Source organism: Ureibacillus yapensis (assembly GCF_003515775.1).
Lineage (GTDB): Bacteria > Bacillota > Bacilli > Bacillales_A > Planococcaceae > Ureibacillus > Ureibacillus yapensis.
Genome location: NZ_QWEI01000001.1, coordinates 521,503 through 540,042 on the forward strand (window position 1 = coordinate 521,503; position 18,540 = coordinate 540,042).

Here is an 18,540-nt window from a genome sequence, read left to right on the forward strand (position 1 = left end):
AACAATATCTTTGATGTTAATTGTTTTCTTCCAGATAAAGATGGATTGTACCATCATTAGAAATAATGTTTTCCGGTTCTGGTAATTGCGTTTTGACAGTTGTCCCTTTTCCGTGGAATTCCAGCTTGAAGGGGTATTGCAATTTCATAATTTCATCAACTGAAAAGCCGACAAGATTGGGTACTCGTTCGGTAATTGCGTCCCCCCAGCGATACTCTTTCTCCATCTGGCCTTCCCGATCCACTTCAATCCCAACAGTTGGCGCAACATCTTCTATAATTTGTCCGACGATCGGTGCGGCAATTGTACTGCCGAAAACTGTTGCAGCCTTCGGATTATCGATGGCCACATATACTACGATTTCGGGATTATCGGCCGGAGCAAATCCGATAAATGATACGATATATTCGCCATCCTTATAGCGGCCATTAGCTACTTTCTGGGCTGTACCGGTTTTGCCGCCAATTCGCAATCCATCCCGAAAAGCAGCACGTCCCGAACCGTTGGCAACCACCGATTCCAATGCCGAACGTACCTTCGCGGATGTCTCCTCGCTAACGACAGTTCGTTTTAATGATGGCTGATTCTCAAGGATAGTATTGCCAGTTTCGGAATCAATTACTTTCGAAACAACATAGGGCGTAAATAATTTCCCGCCATTTACGGTAGCAGCCACCGCTTGGACCTGCTGGATCGGAGTCACTGCAATTCCTTGCCCGAATGAAGTTGTTGCGTGTTCTACCGGTCCAAAAGCTTCTTCAGAAAACAGAATTCCTGATGCTTCACCCGCAATGTTGGAACCTGTACTTTCCCCAAAACCAAATTTTTTAATATATTCCATGAGCTTTTGGGAACCCACACGCTGGCCCATCTCGATAAAACCGGGGTTGCAAGAGTTTTCCACGACTTCCAAAAAAGTCTCGCTTCCATGGCCCTCGCGTTTCCAGCATCTCAGCCTGGAATCTTCCACTATTGTGTAGCCTTTGTCATAAAAACGATCATTCTCTAAATTTACTACACCTTCTTCAAGTGCGGCGCTTAAAGTAATAATTTTAAATGTCGAGCCGGGTTCATAAGTCATCCAGACAGGTAAATTACGATTATATATGGACTGATCAACATCTTCAAAATTTGCGGGATCGTATGTAGGATAAGATGACAAAGCCAATATTTCCCCAGTATTTACATTCATCGCCATTGCCAACGCCTGGTCGGCATCATACTTTTTCATTGCTTGCGACAGTTCTCTTTCAACCACTTTCTGAACATCCAAATCGATTGTCAATTGAACTGTTGCCCCCTGGTCACCCTCTCGCCATTCATCATCAACATGGGGCAGGGAATTCCCTTTTGCGTCCGTAAAGAGCCGAATCGCGGCATCTTTTGAGGTTAAAACCTGATCGTATTGATATTCAATGCCCGCAAGGCCCTGCGTATCATAGCCTGTAAAGCCTATAAAACGCGATAATAATTGCCCAAAAGGATAATGCCGGACATAGTCTACTCCACTATAAAGCCCGTCTATTTTAAGGCCTTGAATTTGCACGGCTTGTTCATACGAAATGTTTTTTGCTTCCGGTGCAAGTTTAACCAAATATGCGCGTGTGTTCATTTTTTCGTATAACTTTTGCGCATCGAGATTCAGCACCGAGGCAATCTGGTTTGCCGCTCCTTCAATATCATCGTTTTGTGCAGGCATAAAATATAATGTAGGAGCTAATTTGTTGGTGACAAGAATTTCCCCATTTCGGTCAACAATTTCTCCTCTTTCAGATGCAAACGGAATTTCCCTATCCCAGTTTTGTTTCGCAAGTTCCGTAAGCTTGTCATGCTGGATGACTTGGACATAAAACAATCTAATGAGTACCGCTATTCCAAAAAGTATAAACCCGTAGATGATTAGCTTTAACCTTTTTTTTGAAATGGCTGAAATCCACTTCATAATATAATTCACACCTCGTTTTTAACAAAGTATGAATTTAAAACAACTTCTATTCGAAAGGTTTATGAATCTTGCGGCAGTTCTTCCCCATCTTCAGTCGTTTCTTCTATTGGAGCTGTACGATAGGACTCTTCCGGCGTCTTTAATTTCACCACGATTGGAGACCCCTCTCCAATGATTGTATCTTCGGAGACGCTTTGGCTTTCCACGAATCCTTCCCCTTCAATTTCAATCGACAGGCCAGACATCATTTTATATACAAGCATGTTCCGCAGCGACCAGTTTTTAAAGGAAGGAAGTGTAATGGCGCCATCCGTTTTCAAAAAGACTAAACTGCCTTTCGTCAGCGATATCCCTTTTTCCGGATATTGGGATGTAATATTGCCGCCCTCACCGATAATGATCGGTGTTACCCCTTCATTCATCAATTCGACTTGGACATTCTCTGCGTTTTTGCCGACATAATCTTTCATTGGTGTTGCTTGTACTTCTGCTACATCTTCCGGATTAATATTTAAATATTTCAAGCTATTTTGCATCACGGACGTAAATACTTCCGCCACGGGTTGAGAACCAGGTTCAGTAGCTTCCAGCTTCGGCTGTTTTACCCCAACATAAACAATTAATTGTGGGTCTTCTGCCGGAGCCATCCCTAAAAAGGAATAGAAATAATTATTTTTATTGCCCGTTAAATATCTCCCTGAGCCGTCTGATCTCGGGATATAGGCCGTCCCTGTTTTACCTGCAACTTCGTATCCCTCGATTGCATATCTTTTCGCCGTTCCATTTTCCGATGTAATAGTGGAAGCCAATATTTCACTAACTTGTTTTGCAGTTTCTTTTGAAATCGGTGTACCTTTTGCTTTTGGTTCCTCATCCTGAATTACTTCCCCTGTACTAGAGTCTACTATTTTATCAATCACATAGGGCTGCATCATTTTTCCATCATTCGCAATAGCTGTCATCGCTTGCACAAGCTGGATTGGAGTTGTTGTCGACCCTTGTCCATAGGCAGTCGTTACATAGTTAATCGGGTATTTTGTTAATAAGGTTCCGGAGGCTTCGCCAGGCAGGTCAATTCCCGTTTTTTCCCCAAAACCAAACTTCTTGAAGTAATCTATCAGTTTATCATTCCCGATATCTTCAAGCATATGTGCAATGGCCGTATTCGATGAACGTTGGAAACCTTCCAAATAGGTAATGGGTCCCCACCCTACTTGGTTATGGTCGCGAATTGTATCACCAAGCAAAGTATATGCACCGGATTGGAAGTAGGCGTTCGGATGCCAGTTTCCGGTTTCAATCGCAGTTGCCAACGTGAAAATCTTCATTGTGGAACCCGGTTCGATAACCGATTCTATTACTTTATTGTTCCATGAATCTAGGCCTTCGCGCGTATCGGGATCAAATGTCGGTCGTTGGGACATTGCGAGGATTTCGCCGGTTTTTGGATCTGCCACAACCGCAACCATTGATTCCGGATCATATTTTTTATAGGCATCTGACATTGCTTCTTCCAGGAAGTTTTGAATTGTTTTATCCAATGTTAGATAGATATTGCTGCCGTCTTTTGCGGGTTCTACCATCTTTTCGCTATTGGGAAGCAAATAGCCAAAAATGTCGCTTTCATATTGCATGGACCCGTCTTTGCCGGTAAGTTCTTCATTATACGTATATTCCAGTCCCATTTTGCCCACTGTTTTGAAATTGCCATCTTTTTGTTCTTCCTTTAAGGCAAAGCCGATTAAGTGGGATGCAAACGGACCGTTCGGATAATAGCGTGTAGAGTCGCTTGCAAAGGTAATGCCCGGCAATTTTTCATTTTTTATCGCTGTCATTGTCTCGTGGCTTATACTTCGTCCACTTACGCCAAATTCGACTTGATACGGCGTTCTTCCATCGCTTAGTTTTTTCGTAAGAATCTTGTAAATCTCGGATTCTTCCATTGATATATAGTTTGCTAGTACGGATGCAGTCTCTTTTGGATCTACTACGTGTCTCGGTTTATTTTCATTTGTCGTTGCTTGTGGATTTACTACAGCAATTAATCGGTAGCTTAAAGTATCCTGAGCAATAACACTTCCATTTCGATCTAAAATCTGTCCACGTTCCGCCGAAAGCACCGCTTCTTTTTCATAGAGTGCCGCGGCTTTCGCTTCCAATTGCTGCCCGTCCACTTCTCCCGTTGCCTGAATATAGAAAATACGGATGAATAATGCAAAAAAGAGCCCTCCATAAAGTACTAACATTAGAAAGGCTCCCCATTGGAATCGAAATTTCTGTTTTTTCATTCTCCCGGCACTACCTTCACATTTTTCTCATTTAGTGTTAAACCGAGTGCTTTTGCTTTTTCCCAAATGCGTTCATAAGTGGACAACTCACTTACTTGAACTTTTAAATCTACATTTTGCTTTTCAATTTCCGCGATTTGTGATTCGATTTCTTGAATTTCATAACTTGTTTGCTGGATTGAACCTTGTTTATGTAGTACTGTAACTGCCAAAACAGCAACCATGACAACAAATGCCAAGTATATCATTTTTTCTTTTGCAGTAACAATGGATTTCTTCTTTTTGCTGCTCTGCTGTTTAAGGGGTGGTTGCTGTTGTGGTATGTCTGGGTTCTGAATATAAGAATTTTGCCTAACACGAACTGCCATTTACTCACGTCCTTTCTCATTTATTTTTTCAGCAATTCGGAGTTTTGCCGAACGCGAACGATTGTTGGCCTCCAATTCCTCTTCTGTAGGCACAATCGGCTTTCTTGTGATTAATTTTAAAGTTGGCTTGTATTCATCTGGAATCACTGGTAACCCGGGAGGTAAATCAGGAAGTGATGAAGCCTCTTTGAAAATCGTTTTAGTTAAACGGTCTTCTAAAGAATGGAAGGTAATAACACTAATTCGTCCACCGACTTTTAAAAGTTCGATTGCATCCATTAGAGAATCCTCTGCTGCTCCCAGCTCATCATTCACAGCAATTCGAATTGCCTGGAAAACTCTTTTTGCAGGATGCCCACCTTTTCTTCTGGCAGGAGCAGGAATTCCTTCCTTAATCAATTCAACAAGTTGTGCGGTTGTTTCAATTGGCGCATGCTTTCTCGCCTCTTCAATTTTTCGGGCAATTTGTTTAGAAAACTTTTCTTCGCCATAACGGAAAAAGATCCGTACCAAATCTTCGTATGCCCATTCGTTTACAACATGGAATGCTGAAAGCGAGGCTGTTTGATCCATACGCATGTCCAAGGGTGCGTCATGATGATAGCTGAATCCACGCTCGGGAGTATCAAGTTGTGGGGAAGACACTCCTAAGTCATATAAAATACCATCAATTTTTTCGACGCCAAGTTTTTGCATTTCTTCTTTAACATAACGGAAATTCGAATGAACAAATGTCACTCGATCCAAATACTGCGCTAAACGAATTTTCGCATTTTCTATTGCTGTCATGTCTTGGTCGAAACAAAATAGCCGACCTTCTGGTGATAGTTGCTTTACTAAGTATTCGCTATGCCCAGCGCCACCTAATGTACAATCCACATAAATTCCTTGTGGATTGATGTTCAATCCATCAACAGTTTCCTTCAATAACACGGTTGTATGATCGAACATTAACCTAACTCCTTTTTCCAACAACTTTTCTAAAAGTCGAAGCCAATTAAATTTTCTGCAATTTCATTAAAAGAATTTTCAGCTTCATTGAAGTAGGATTCCCAAGTATCTTTGGCCCATATTTCAATTTTGCTTGATACGCCTAATACGACACATTCTTTTTCAAGTTTTGCGTAATTTGCTAGTGTGGTTGGGATATTAATTCTCCCTTGCTTGTCTATTTCAACTTCTGTTGCTCCAGAAAAAAAGAACCTTGCAAAAGCACGTGCATCTTTTTTAGTCATGGGCAATTCTTTTAACTTTTCTTCGAGTTTTCGCCATTCGTCCATAGGATAACCAAATAAGCAGTTATCAAGTCCTCGGGTAATTACAAAAGTCTCTCCTAAATTTTCTCGAAACTTAGAGGGAATAATTAGGCGTCCTTTTGCATCAACCGAATGTTGATATTCTCCCATGAACATGCTACTCACCCCACTTTAGTAAATAATGTACCACATTCCCCCACTTTCCTCCACATTTTTAAAGAGATTGTTAAGAACTTTTTACAATTTGTGTCCATAGAACTTTTCTACAGTTTTTGCCCTGTGAAAATAGACATAAAAAAGGAGGTATCTCAGTATCGAGATACCCCCTTTTGCTGCGCCAAAAGCAAAGTGATAGGCGCAAAATAGTTAGTAATGAAGATTCACTTATGCTTAAATCACTATTTAATGAATAGATTTCGCTCTTTCAAAACTCTTTTCGTGAATCTAAAGTCACAACATTAAACCAACGAATCCACCGTTAGGTATAAAGGCACACGTTTTTTAAACTTTACAATTCAAATATTACAGGCTAATGACATAGTGCTTACTTGTTAGGCCCATTGGCAATGAACATAAATCTTCCACAAGCTTCGGTCCATAGCTGTTTAGATATTGGAATGGATTAAAGACCCTTTCCTGAAGGTTATTGATTGGATAAAGTTCACATTGGATTGCAGAAAATTGGCGAATTGTTTTATCGTGCTTGCTCAAAACTTGCTGCTCTATTTTTTTGCTTAAATAATCCAGTTGCATTTCATGGTAATTCAAGTTTTTATCAATAATAGAATGCAATTCAAGGTTTTGGGACTCTAAATGTGCCTCAATTTTTTCATATTGCTCATTGATTACCGCTTTTAAGGATGCAATATACTGTTTTGACTGTTCCTCTTGAATACTTTCTATGTATTGCTCTTTTAAAGTCTGTGCCTTGCCGTTCATAATGTCGGGAAGCGTTAATTCATATGAAGCCAGCAGTTGCTCAATTTTCCGCTCCACAAGGGTAATGCTGAATCTTGGAGCCAAAATCGGCATCTGCAAGTCAAGCACATGGAAGGCATCTTTTAACGTTGCCCAATAGGCTAATTCTCCGGGACCTCCCACAAAGGCCAGGACCGGTATGGTCATCTCTTGCATAAGAGGCCTTGTCACAACATTGTTGCTCAAGCATTCAGGATGTTCTTTTGCCGTTTCCAATAATTGCTTTTCCGTTAAAGAGATATAGCCGGTAGCATCTTCAAAACCTTGATTATTTCTTGTTAACAAAAACCGTTCCCCATCTTTGACATAAAAAAGGTTGGCATTGTTTTCAGACGCATTGATTGGGGTACCATAGCCAGCTTCCTGCAGGGCCAGTTCCTTTTTTGCGACAACCGAAGAAATTTGCTCATTGCATTCAATCATTTTCACAAAGAAGTCCGATTCAAATTGACGGAAAGGAACAAAAGCAGCATCAATCATTAACAATCCTTCATTTTTAAACAATTCGTTCATTAAACGGGCAAAAAAATCAGTGAAGGTTTCACTCTGATTCAATTGCTCTATACAACGTTGATATAGTTCTTGCGTATATTCCGTTTCGCCAAAATCTTGGAAAACCGTTTGAATTAGGTTTTGCAGTTCTTCTTTTACGATTTTCGTCTCGGACGCCATTGTTTTTAATTTTGAACGTTCACTATAAACTCTTTTCTTGATTGTACCTTCCGCTATTGTATAGGTATGATTGATTTCATCCAGATCATGATCTTCTCCGGCAATCCAGAAAATCGGTACAATTTTCTCCCCAAGCTTGGCGCTTTGCTCTTTTGCTATTAAAATGACCGATATCGCTTTATGAACAGAATATAATGGGCCAGTTAAAATTCCAGCTTGCTGGCCACCTACAACAGCAACGGATCCTTTCTCCAAAGCATCCAGATTTTCTGCCGCTTTTTCGGAGATCCCAAGCGGTTCCATATATTGGCGAATAATATGGCTAAGTTCTTTAGAATAATGGTGCTTTGATTTTAAATAATTCAAACGCACTTTAAATGCTTCGTCGTTCAATTTGTAATCAAAAAAAGAAAGTAATGTCTCATTACCCGCCCAATAATCTTGCATTAAATTATTGTTAACTGGTATTTCAATCTGTTCCAGTTTCATAAAAAATCTCCTCTACTATACGAACAGTGATCGATCGTTGTTCTAATTTCCATCTAATATCTATTTATTTATCTATATTTCCATTCTTTATTGTAAAGTATCCTTCTTATTCTTCAAAAGAAAATGCTTAAATCAAGGGACCTTGGCGTATGTGTAACTGCGCTAAGGACTTGGCGAAGAAGAGCCGGACCTGTGGATTTACCCCTGACTGAGTTGATTTAGTCGAGAACATATTCAAGTATACTCTGGACCAATCCGATGACCCATATGACGGTATAGGCTGCTGATAACAAGAGAAAATACAATCTCCAGACTTTCTTGAAGAGTGGAAAAATTTCCAGTTCCTTTTTATTGCGCCAATCTATGTATGTAAAAATAATCGCTATGAATAGAGCAATCACAAAAACAAGTGAATTGTAATCCATCCCCCACAAGCTGGAAATTGAAAGAGGTACAGAGAAAAATAAAACAAATGTGGTAAAATCCGCCGCAAAACCAAAGGATTTCGCCGCGCTTTTTTTTCGCTTTCGACCGATCGCAAATAAAATGATAAATAAAATTAAAGGGCATAAAATAATCCCGCTTACCAAAACCTGAAGAATTGTGATCACATCATTTCACCGCTTCCTTCCATTATCAAAATTAACGAATATAATGTTTGCAAAGTGGGACATTGCTTACCTTTTTTTCTGGCTCTTTTCAAAACAGCTCCCACAATTGTTTCTATTTCGGTAGGCCGTCCATAAAGGAAGTCACCCAACATGGAAGACGTATTCTCTGCCGTATTTCTGCATAAATTTTTTACATCTTCAAATTTTACGCTTGTCATCTCTTCGGGAAAAGCCGCTTTTAATTCTTTATAAAGATTTTCCAAAAGCAATAGCGATTGCGGATTCTCGATCAACATGCCGTTTTTCACTTTTAAAATGGCCGTTAAAGGGTTCACAAAACAATTCAATAGAGCTTTTTCGAACAGCATCTTCTCCGCATTATTCTCAAAGAATACTTGAAAGAGCTCATTGCTGCTTTTGGAGAAAATGCTGAAGGGTTGTTTTGAATCTCCTTTTTCAACAGCGATTTTTAAAACACCTTGTCCTCGGTGGATTACGGTCACATTATTTTCACGTTGTGCTCCAAATTGACAGGATCCAAAAGCAATGGTTCTCTGTGGGAGCATAGAAGCTTCATCGAAGTGAGCCAAACCATTTTGCAAGAAAAGAAGGGGAGTTTCCACATGAAGGGTTTGCAATTGTTTATAGATTTCCTTTAGCTGTCCGTATTTAACGGCAATAATTACCAAAGTGTCTTTTGATATATTTTCCAAGTTCATTGCTACCCTAATCCTTGATTTTGAGAGGGAACCATCTATATTTTTACGAACCAGACCATATTTCTCCAGATTTTCCGCTTGTTCTTTCCTCCGCACCACTAACGTAACACGCTCATTAGCTTCTGCCAAATAGCTGGCGATTAACATCCCTACCGATCCAGCGCCAACAACAACAATATCCATGAATTTCCCTTCTTTCATACAACGCAGGCCGAGCATATCTGCTGCAAATATTGTCTGATCACAAAAGTAAAGGTCCACCTTATGGGCAGACCTTTTGTCTCATTTCTATTCATTATAATAGATATATTCACGATTTTCGATAAGATCGTGCAAATTTATTTACCATTGGTGCAAAACTTGCCCTTTTAGATCTATTTAGATTCCCCTATTAAACAATTCACATCATACCTCTGGATGCATTATTGCGCCGCCTATTTTTCTAAAAGCAAACTTTATTTATTTCGTTTACTTTCTCGTAGGCGACCCTAAATACATTGATGCGCTGGATTATACAAGATAAGACATTGAACCTTCCTTTTATTTATGCTGATGAAGATGATTCTCGATGAAACTTGTTCCTTGTTGAAGCCATTTTAGTATTCTTTCATGTTCGGTTTGCAGTTCACGATATTTTATTTCCAATTCGTTATATGCTTCCGTCAGTTCATCAAAACTATTAAGTGCTAGTTTTAAATGGCTGCGCATTAATTGCTTCGGACGTTTTCTTACACTATTCAACATTTGGCCGTATTGTTGCCGCAATGTTTTATTCCAACGAAAGCCGCAAGCTTGTTTCGTTCGATTTAAAACACTCGCAGCTTCGGCGAAAGCTTCTAATTGTGTTTTTCCATTCTGGACCGCTTGAATGACGATTTCCGCTAATTTTTCGTCGTCGTCCGCTGTCCATTGATCTTTGCGTCGCTTTCCATCCATTTCTATCACCTCGCATTTTTTACTACTATATGCATGTCAATAGAATAAATAGAATACCATTAATCGAAAAATAGGAAGTAGCATAACCATTTTCTTTCAAGCGACTCTTGCCCAATAATTAAGTGTATGCAACTATCTTCTTTTCTCTAGTTGGACTTATTCAAAAAGCGGTTTACCGCTTCATGATGTACATCACTTTCCCATAGTTTCGCGCATAATCGAATTTCCTCCATCACTCGATTATACATCTTGCTTTCCTTCCATTTTCGCAATTGAATTTCTTTATAAGCACGAAGTACTGTTGGATGCAAGTTTCTCATTTTTGCTATAAACTCGTTCAGCGCTCGTTCTCCAGAATTATCAAAGAGTTTTGTAGCCCACCCGATTTCATAGAGTTGTCTCGCATCATAGGTTGTTGCATCACTTAGCATTTTCAAAGCATAATCATGCCGCAAGCCTCTTTCAAGCAAATAAGTACCTCCGCCCCATCCACTCGTGATGGCTAAAGTTCCTTGAATAAAGCCGCATTTCGCATGACCTGCAACCAGCCGGTAATCGCATGCGGTGGCAATTTCGCAGCCCCCGCCAACTGCCGCTCCATTAACCAATGCAATGGTCGGAATTTCCAGCGTCGCTAAGTCATATAAAATAGCACCCATCTCGCTTAACATGCCAAATGCCTGCTCCTCAGTCTTTAAACGATGAAATTCCGATAAATCCCCGCCGGAGCAAAAAGCTTTGTCGCCGCTTCCTGTAATGACAAAAAATTTAACATGATCCTGTTCTTTACTAAGAGCAACTGCTTCTTTCAAGCCTTTCATCACTTCACCATTTACTGCATTTCTTTTCTCTTGCCGATCAATTGTAAAAAGTATGAAATCCTCGTAGGTTTCTATTTTATAAGCCAATTCCTGCACATCCCCTTTTTTATTGCCGCTTCAACTAATAGTAAAAGAGAAAATTTCATTTTACAAGATTTTGGCAACTAAAAAAGGCTATTAGAGAGCCATGGCCTCTCTAATAGCCTTGATACTAGTAAATACTGAATTATTTACTAACTACTTCTTTACCTTTGTAGTGACCACAAGCTTTACAAACGTGGTGAGATAAAGTTGCTTCTCCACAGTTTGGGCATGCTACCATACCAGGTACAGATAATTTGAAATGCGTACGACGCTTTCTTTTTGCAGTTTTAGAAGTTCTTCTAAATGGTACAGCCATTATTGGCACCTCCTTACAGATTATCTATTCATCTGTTTGATCAAAATACTTTGCTAAATCAGCAAGTCTTGGATCCACTTTTGGTTCGTCATTTTCGTTTTGACGAGCTACATCATCTTCTGTTGAATAACTCCATCCCTTGCCGCCTTCTACAGTACCTTCCGTATTCTCTTTGAATACTTGCATCGGCACTTCAAGCAGAACAAGTTCTTCCAAAACTGGTTTTAAGTCGATTACTTCTCCATCGATATAATGGATGTCTTCATCGTCATTACCGCGAAGTTCAGAATCGATCCAGCTGAAAATTTCAACTGCGTCGACTTTGATAGGAAATTCAACATCTTCCCATGTTCGAGCACAAGGAAGCGTCAATGTCGCTGTCATCGTAAATTGACATGTCATTTGCGATGCACCGAAAGTACAGTGTCCTTTTACATGAACAGGGGAAATATGACGTATATCATGATTTCGTTTCTTTACATCATCTAATTGTACTTCTGCATCTATCGGCATCCCATTTTGGCGATACTTCGATAATTGATGAATTGACCATTTCATTCATTAATCACCTCGAGACAACAATGTTGATTATATAATGTGTAATTTTAGATGTCAAGATATTTTCTTGTCACTATACGAATTGAGTAATATAATTTAATTAATCAAATGCGCCTTGGCGTATTTGCGTCCAGATTTTATCGAGCTTGCTCGATAAACTTCCTTAAAAATCTGTGACATCCGCCGGAGGCTATAACTTCATTCAGTCTGGCTTTGAACCCCACCGAATTGATTCACTTTTCATATCCAAATCACCACTTATAGAAGGTGGAGCCTTACTGAATGAAGTTAAGTGACTTTAAGGAAAATATTGCCCTTAACAGGAGTGTAGCATAATGAAAGCAGTTGGTGTTGTTGTTGAGTATAATCCATTCCATAATGGACATTTTTATCATATAAGTCAATCAAAAAGCAAAACACAGGCAGATGTAGTGATCGCTGTTATGAGCGGCCAGTTCTTGCAGCGAGGCGAACCTGCTCTCGTCAGTAAATATCACCGCACGAAAATGGCGCTCATGAATGGTGTGGATCTCGTCATTGAGCTTCCGTATGTTTACTCTACAGCACATGCAACCCTTTTTGCCGAAGGTGCCATTCAACTATTGGATGCCATTGGCTGTAAAAGTTTTGCATTTGGAAGCGAAGAAGGCTCCATTTCCCCATTTTTAAATACATTCGATTTAATTCATAAGCAAAACGAACATTACAATTCGCTTATTAAACAGTATGTGACAACAGGAATTAGTTATCCGCAAAGTTTATTCAAGGCTTATGAGGAACTTCGGCAAAAAGAAAGCGCGAAAACGATTGATTTATCGCAACCCAATAATATTTTGGGCTACCATTATATCGAGGCTGCAAAGCGGTTAAATTTGGCGATCGAACCCATCACGATTCCTCGGATTCAAGCAGGCTTTCATGAGGACATTAATCCGGATTCTTCTATAGCAAGCGCCACGGGCATCAGAAAAGCAATTGCCGAAAATGATTCCATAGAAAACATAAAGCAGTTTGTTCCACAGCATACATTCAACGAATTGGAAAGCTGGATGGAACACTACCACACGTTTATCTCTTGGGAAAAATTTTGGCCATATCTTAAGTATGCGATTTTGCGCAATACGCCCCAGCAGTTAAGCCAATATGCAGATGTCAATGAAGGCATTGAATTCGCCCTTATAAAAGCAGCGAAGCGAAGCAATTCATTCAACGAATTGATGAATGCCATTAAATCGAAACGATATACTTGGACAAGACTACAGCGGATGGTTACGCATATTTATACCGGGATTACAAAGGAAGCATTGCATCAATTTACAAACCCGACCTACATTCGATTGCTGGGCATGTCACAGAACGGCCAAGCTTATTTATCCCAGCATAAAAAAGAATTCTCACTCCCGTTAATCAGCCGCGTTGCTTCAACAAAAGATGATGCCATGCTTTCCCTGGATGTTCATGCCACAGATATGTATGCACTGGGGGTTGAGTTGGCAACAGGCCAAAAAATCGCGACTGACTATCAAACCCCGCCAATTCGAATGTAAATCTTATAAAGCTAGGGGCAAAAAAATTCCGCATGATCTCGAAAAGAATCTGGGGAGCCATCCTCCTTATTTTATAAAGATTTGCCTTATGATAGGTACCGCGATTGGGAAAGTAAAAATTAAACTATTGAAGATTTCTCAGATGTTGGAGCTATGGGACACTAATTTGAGGTAACACTTGCCGCTGAAATCTCAACCAAAGAAAAAGGTGTCTCCATCATGAATGAGACACCTCCTTAAGACTGCTAAATTTCAAAAGCAAATCCTTATTTATTTTTCGGCTGAAGTTGTTCTAGATAATTAAGTGCATCATCAACTGTTTTCACAGGGATGATTTTCATATCGGTGTTAATGGCTTTAGCCGTTTCTACTGCCGCTTCATAATTCGATTGAATGTCGGGATTTGCCTGAAGCATTCCTTCGGTGATTAGATCATCTGGAGCGAAAAAGATTTCCACATCATCTTGATCGGCTGCGACAATTTTCTTTTCGATGCCGCCAATACGTCCAACCGTACCGTCTTCAAACATCTGACCAGTACCGGCTACGCTATATCCTTTTGTTAAATCTTCCTCCAGCAATTGATTCAAAATTTCCAGCGTAAACATTAAGCCTGCGGATGGTCCGCCAATCTTTTCGGCATTTACGTTTACGTATGGCTTTGTTTTAATTGCCTTGCTTTCGGAGTAGGTGATTCCGATGCCCACCTGGCCTTTACCTGCTCCGGGAATCGGTTTTAATGTAAGCGTTCGATCGAGGAGTTCATTATTTCGGCTAATGACGAGTTCAACTTTGTCATTTTCTTTTTTCGTGCGCAATATTTCAGTAAGTTCATCCGCTTTTTCAATTAATTGCCCATCGATTTCAACAATTTTGTCTCCCGGTTTCAGTTTTCCGTCTGCTGCGCCACCCTCCAAAACATTGAGCACCGTCACACCATGGTACTCAATTGTATAAGGCAAGTTTGCCTTTTTGAATGCCACATAAAGTGCATTGAATTGCGAACCCGACATTAGGTCCAATTGACGAACATTATATTCTTCTTCATCTTCCTCTTCTTGGCGCACATCTTCTTCTTTATAAATATCCTGATACTCTCTAAAATGGGCGATTGTATATGTAAGAGGTGTCGCGGGAGCCATGGCAACCGTCATTAAACTCATGGTGCCTGCATGATCTTTATCTCTATTTTCCACCGTTACAAATTCACTCACATCGTAAGCACCACCAGGCTTCATAATATAATAATCCAGTTGATAAAAGCTTAGGAAAAAGACCACGATGACCAGCAAAAGTATAGATATGAACGATTTTCTCAATCTGTAAAGCACCTCCTGAAGAAACCTTTTTTGAGACTAAAATTTTATTAAGCCGCATATATTAGTTTAGCACTCGCGCTATTGGAAAACAAAAATTTGAAGAGAGTTGATGCTTATTCCACTATTCTATTTGTTGATATGCATTACGTTAATTTTTTTGCTCTTACTTTTCCCGGGAATCGCCCATGAAGGAACCGATCTTGGTGTAAACCTTTTCATGGAGGCTCTTTTTCCCTATTTGCTGCCCTACTTGATCTTGACACAATGGTTTATTCGATTAACCCCCAATACAAGCAACTCCTCATCAAGATTAAAGCTTTATCTTAAAACGTATGGCATTAGTGCCCTGGGGGGATTTCCAACTGGCGCTGCAACAATCAGTTACTTAAAAAAGAGCGATCAAATTTCCATCCGCGAAGCAAACATCCTTCTAAGTATTTGTCATAGTCCCAGTCCTTTATTCGTTTTAGGCTTTGTGGGGAATGATTTATTAAATAGTACGACTTTCAGTTGGCAATTTTTATTTTTATACCATGGAGTATCTCTCCTTTTTTTATTCTGGGCGTATCGGTATTTTCATAAAGAAAAGAAAGGACAACCTATTGCAATGGAGGCTCCGGCAAAAACGACCAATCCTTTTACAAGCAGCGTAAAGGATAGCATCCCAACCGTTCTTGTTGTCGCATCGACCATTATTTTCTTTACCACGATTTACACGGTTGTCATGCATTCTGTAAAAAGCTTTTTTCCGGATATCCCGGATCAGTTGATGCTGCTCATTGCAGCGATGCTTGAAATGACAAACGGCTTGCAAATTGGACAAGAGTTGTTTGCCAACCAACCAACGCTATTGCCGATCCTGCTCACAACGTTCTTAACATGCCAAAGCTTAAGCATACACATGCAAGTAGGCGTCATTGCGAAAACCGAACAACTCTCATTAAAACCTTATATTTTAATGAGAATACTATTCACTCTATTAATTCCCGTTCTTTTTTATTTTATCTTCCTCTGATGGTTAATAAAAAAACGACAGAATCAAATATAGGATTCTGTCGTTAAACTTTTTGGATTTATTAGAGAACTACTTATTGAATTTTTGCAGCAATGCCTTTTCTACTTCCGGAGGAACCAGACCTGTAACTGTACCGCCGTATTGTGCTACTTCTTTGACGATGCTTGAACTTAAAAAAGAATACTGGTTTTTGGTCATGATAAAGAAGGTTTCAATCGATTCATCCAAAAATTTGTTCATGGACGTGATTTGCATCTCATATTCAAAATCCGAAATGGCTCTTAAGCCGCGAACAATCGCTTTTGCATTTTTTGCTCTGGCATAATCGATCAATAGCCCTGATGAACTTTCAATGCGAATGTTCGGCAAGTCTTTTGCCACTTCGGCTATTAAAGCCATTCTTTCATCAATGGAAAAGAGCGGATTTTTCGAAGAATTATTTAGCACGGCAACATAGACAACATCAAAAACGTCTGCTGCCCGTCGAATGATATCCAAATGCCCATTCGTGATTGGATCGAAACTTCCTGGTACAACTGCAATTTTTTCAGACAACAATTTCTCCCTCTTCCCTTATCAATTCATCTCTTCTACTCTTTTTGATAAATTGAAATAATTGTACTCCCATATGTCTCTTGCCGAATTAATCGATAGGCGCCATAATTCGTTGGCAAAGCGACATCTGTTGCATGTTCACAAACGATAATCGCTTCGTTTGAGAGCTTATTATTTTCGATTAATGTTAAAAGTAAATCATAATACTCCTTTTTGTGGTAAGGAGGATCCAAAAATAAATAATCAATTAAAATCTCTCTTTTTATCAACCCTTTTACAGCGCGTGAAGCATCAGTCTTGTAAACTTCACTCACTTCTTCATATCGGCACTTTTTAAGATTGTCCTGCAATGTTTGAAAAGCACGGCCATCTTTTTCTACAAAAATGGCTTGATCGGCCCCCCTGCTTAATGTTTCGATGCCAAGCCCACCGCTTCCTGCAAATAAATCCAAAACAATGCCGCCATCAAAAAATGGTCCAATCATATTGAATATCGATTCTTTTACTTTGTCGGTAGTAGGTCGGGTTGTTGTTCCCGTCACCGCTTTTAAAGGCATTCCTTTTCTCTCGCCTGCTACAACTCTCATCGTATCACCATGCCTTTAAATAGTATTAGTTCGTCTTTATAGCAATTGAATCTTCGTTTTTTTGAATATCCACATTGAATAATCGCTGCAACCATGATTCCTCGATGTAATAATCGCCTTCTATGGTAGTGATGGGTTCGGAAATCGTATTGTACCGCTGTTGGTTATATACATAAAAACCATACTGAAGCGGGAATCTGAAATTTTGCGTTGCATTTTGGACGTAATATCCGTTTTCCCCCACAGAAGTTTTATATCCCAATGTCTTTAAGATAGTATCTACCGAATACAAAACATTCCCATCTTTTAAAACAACCGTAACATTCTCTTGCTTTTTATCCTGAACAAACAGTTCACGATCATCAACATACAACAATGGATAAACCGATTTCGTTTTTTCATTCATCGTAAAATAGTTTGTTGAAACCCCGAAAACAGCCGACAGCATTTCATCCAAACGGTGCGCTGTAATGGATTCACCTTTGATGCTTTGCAATTGTTCAATCCAAAGTCGATATTGCTCCTCCGTGAACCTATCCTTTAAAGTATCGACCATTTCAATCGATTTGTTGCCGCCGATTGATGAGTTTGTTAAAAATGAGGCCACTACCTCATGTACCCACGATGGGCTTTCTTCAAAATCATACAGACGACTAACTTGTAATAAAGAAATCTTTTTGTTGATGCCATTTGCTGAAAGCTCATCTATAAACAATATACGATTTCCTTGTTGTCCGGACAAATTTTTGCCATGTACAATCGCCAAATGTTCATCCTTTAAAAAAGCGAGAGATTCTAGTTGCTTACTTAACTTGGTGTTGAGGGTAGATTCTGAGTAAATGGAAAGATGATCCGCGACTTTGTGCATGTTCATTTCCCCACGCTGCCAATAAATTTCCGACACTCCTCCTGTTCCACTGAACATGGAATAGTTCACAAGCGATAAAGTTTGATTTCCGACTAAAGGCAACCCAGTAATCCATTGGCCTTTTAGCTGATTGTCGGTTGATATATGTACTGTAGAATATGTAGCCTGTCCATTTTTTAATGTCACAAAAATATCTTTTAATAATTGTTTGGAACGCAACTTGCCATCCAGCGGAATAATATAAGACAATGATGCATTTCTAGCCTCGCCGCTAAGAAATTTCGTTTTATCATCGCTTAAGCGATCGCAGCTGGTTTTGGTTTCCAAAAAACAATCTGTACTTACTGCGAGATTTGGCCAAGAGATGTTAACTTCTTGGTTTGGTAAGTTGCGGAAATGCTGGCGGATGTCCAAGCTTCCATTGCGGTATGTAATTTCTATTTCTTGCGTATATGAAAATTTGTCTTCCCCCGTTTCAAGATGACTCGAATAGACTTGAAACTGGAAGAAGAGCATTCCACTGATTGCGAGCAATAATAACCCAAAAAAACTTATTGCAAATTTCATGTACCTTCCCCCATTGGTCGTGTTACTATTGTTATCGGAAA

Annotated in this window: 18 protein-coding genes; 2 read left to right on the forward strand and 16 right to left on the reverse strand. The window is 39.6% G+C overall.

Translation table 11 applies throughout. The annotated features are described in order from the left end of the window. Positions 1 to 16: 16 nt before the first annotated feature. The 12 genes from D1B33_RS02495 to D1B33_RS02550 form a co-directional block, all read right to left on the reverse strand. Complete coding sequence (locus tag D1B33_RS02495; RefSeq protein WP_118874750.1) at positions 17 to 1,942, reverse strand: stage V sporulation protein D; 1,926 nt, start codon at positions 1,940 to 1,942, stop codon at positions 17 to 19. A 62-nt stretch (positions 1,943 to 2,004) separates the two neighbouring features. Beyond that, on the reverse strand, positions 2,005 to 4,233 hold the full coding sequence (locus tag D1B33_RS02500; protein WP_199677337.1) for a penicillin-binding protein: 2,229 nt from the start codon (positions 4,231 to 4,233) through the stop codon (positions 2,005 to 2,007). After that, positions 4,230 to 4,601 carry a cell division protein FtsL gene (gene ftsL / locus D1B33_RS02505; protein WP_118874751.1) on the reverse strand — a complete coding sequence of 124 codons (372 nt, stop codon included), beginning with the start codon at positions 4,599 to 4,601 and terminating at the stop codon, positions 4,230 to 4,232. The genes D1B33_RS02500 and ftsL overlap by 4 nt, the downstream gene beginning before the upstream one ends. After that, complete coding sequence (gene rsmH, locus D1B33_RS02510) at positions 4,602 to 5,552, reverse strand: 16S rRNA (cytosine(1402)-N(4))-methyltransferase RsmH (protein ID WP_118874752.1); 951 nt, start codon at positions 5,550 to 5,552, stop codon at positions 4,602 to 4,604. A gap of 29 nt (positions 5,553 to 5,581) precedes the next feature. Further along, positions 5,582 to 6,013, reverse strand: coding sequence for a division/cell wall cluster transcriptional repressor MraZ (gene mraZ, locus D1B33_RS02515; protein ID WP_118874753.1), 432 nt, complete (start codon positions 6,011 to 6,013; stop codon positions 5,582 to 5,584). 366 nt (positions 6,014 to 6,379) lie between these two features. Beyond that, positions 6,380 to 7,996 (reverse strand): bacillithiol biosynthesis cysteine-adding enzyme BshC, encoded by a 1,617-nt coding sequence (gene bshC, locus D1B33_RS02520; RefSeq protein ID WP_118874754.1) that lies wholly within the window; start codon positions 7,994 to 7,996, stop codon positions 6,380 to 6,382. Positions 7,997 to 8,214: 218 nt separating this feature from the next. Continuing rightward, entirely contained in the window at positions 8,215 to 8,607 is a 393-nt protein-coding gene (locus D1B33_RS02525; RefSeq protein ID WP_118874755.1) for a DUF3397 domain-containing protein, read from the reverse strand. Then, a complete protein-coding gene (locus D1B33_RS02530; RefSeq protein ID WP_118874756.1) occupies positions 8,604 to 9,509 on the reverse strand; it encodes a ketopantoate reductase family protein in 906 nt (301 codons plus the stop codon). Before D1B33_RS02530 ends, D1B33_RS02525 begins: the two co-directional genes overlap by 4 nt. 357 nt (positions 9,510 to 9,866) lie before the next feature. Beyond that, positions 9,867 to 10,262, reverse strand: a complete 396-nt coding sequence (locus D1B33_RS02535; protein WP_118874757.1) for a transcriptional regulator — start codon at positions 10,260 to 10,262, stop codon at positions 9,867 to 9,869. A 146-nt stretch (positions 10,263 to 10,408) separates the two neighbouring features. Next, positions 10,409 to 11,170, reverse strand: coding sequence for an enoyl-CoA hydratase/isomerase family protein (locus D1B33_RS02540; RefSeq protein ID WP_118874758.1), 762 nt, complete (start codon positions 11,168 to 11,170; stop codon positions 10,409 to 10,411). A gap of 139 nt (positions 11,171 to 11,309) precedes the next feature. Continuing rightward, positions 11,310 to 11,483 (reverse strand): 50S ribosomal protein L32, encoded by a 174-nt coding sequence (gene rpmF / locus D1B33_RS02545; protein WP_107933823.1) that lies wholly within the window; start codon positions 11,481 to 11,483, stop codon positions 11,310 to 11,312. 24 nt (positions 11,484 to 11,507) lie between these two features. Beyond that, positions 11,508 to 12,041: a YceD family protein gene (locus D1B33_RS02550; RefSeq protein WP_118874759.1), complete on the reverse strand. Its 534-nt coding sequence runs from the start codon at positions 12,039 to 12,041 to the stop codon at positions 11,508 to 11,510. A gap of 335 nt (positions 12,042 to 12,376) precedes the next feature. Here D1B33_RS02550 and D1B33_RS02555 point away from each other — a divergent pair, with 335 nt between their 5' ends. Further along, positions 12,377 to 13,588 (forward strand): nucleotidyltransferase, encoded by a 1,212-nt coding sequence (locus D1B33_RS02555; protein WP_118874760.1) that lies wholly within the window; start codon positions 12,377 to 12,379, stop codon positions 13,586 to 13,588. 266 nt (positions 13,589 to 13,854) lie between these two features. Here the strand turns inward: D1B33_RS02555 and D1B33_RS02560 are convergent, their stop codons facing one another. After that, entirely contained in the window at positions 13,855 to 14,907 is a 1,053-nt protein-coding gene (locus tag D1B33_RS02560; RefSeq protein ID WP_233549359.1) for a SepM family pheromone-processing serine protease, read from the reverse strand. Positions 14,908 to 15,016: 109 nt separating this feature from the next. Between D1B33_RS02560 and D1B33_RS02565 the strand changes: the two genes are divergently transcribed. Beyond that, a complete protein-coding gene (locus D1B33_RS02565; protein WP_118874761.1) occupies positions 15,017 to 15,922 on the forward strand; it encodes a hypothetical protein in 906 nt (301 codons plus the stop codon). 69 nt (positions 15,923 to 15,991) lie between these two features. On the opposite strand, the gene coaD is transcribed toward D1B33_RS02565, so the two are convergent. From coaD to D1B33_RS02580, 3 genes are read right to left on the reverse strand one after another with little or no spacing between them, the layout of a single operon-like run. Beyond that, positions 15,992 to 16,477 carry a pantetheine-phosphate adenylyltransferase gene (coaD, locus tag D1B33_RS02570; protein ID WP_118874762.1) on the reverse strand — a complete coding sequence of 162 codons (486 nt, stop codon included), beginning with the start codon at positions 16,475 to 16,477 and terminating at the stop codon, positions 15,992 to 15,994. Between the two features lie 35 nt (positions 16,478 to 16,512). Next, a complete protein-coding gene (gene rsmD, locus D1B33_RS02575; RefSeq protein ID WP_118874763.1) occupies positions 16,513 to 17,064 on the reverse strand; it encodes a 16S rRNA (guanine(966)-N(2))-methyltransferase RsmD in 552 nt (183 codons plus the stop codon). Between the two features lie 25 nt (positions 17,065 to 17,089). Beyond that, a complete protein-coding gene (locus tag D1B33_RS02580; RefSeq protein ID WP_118874764.1) occupies positions 17,090 to 18,499 on the reverse strand; it encodes an RNA polymerase II in 1,410 nt (469 codons plus the stop codon). Between the last annotated feature and the right edge of the window lie 41 nt (positions 18,500 to 18,540).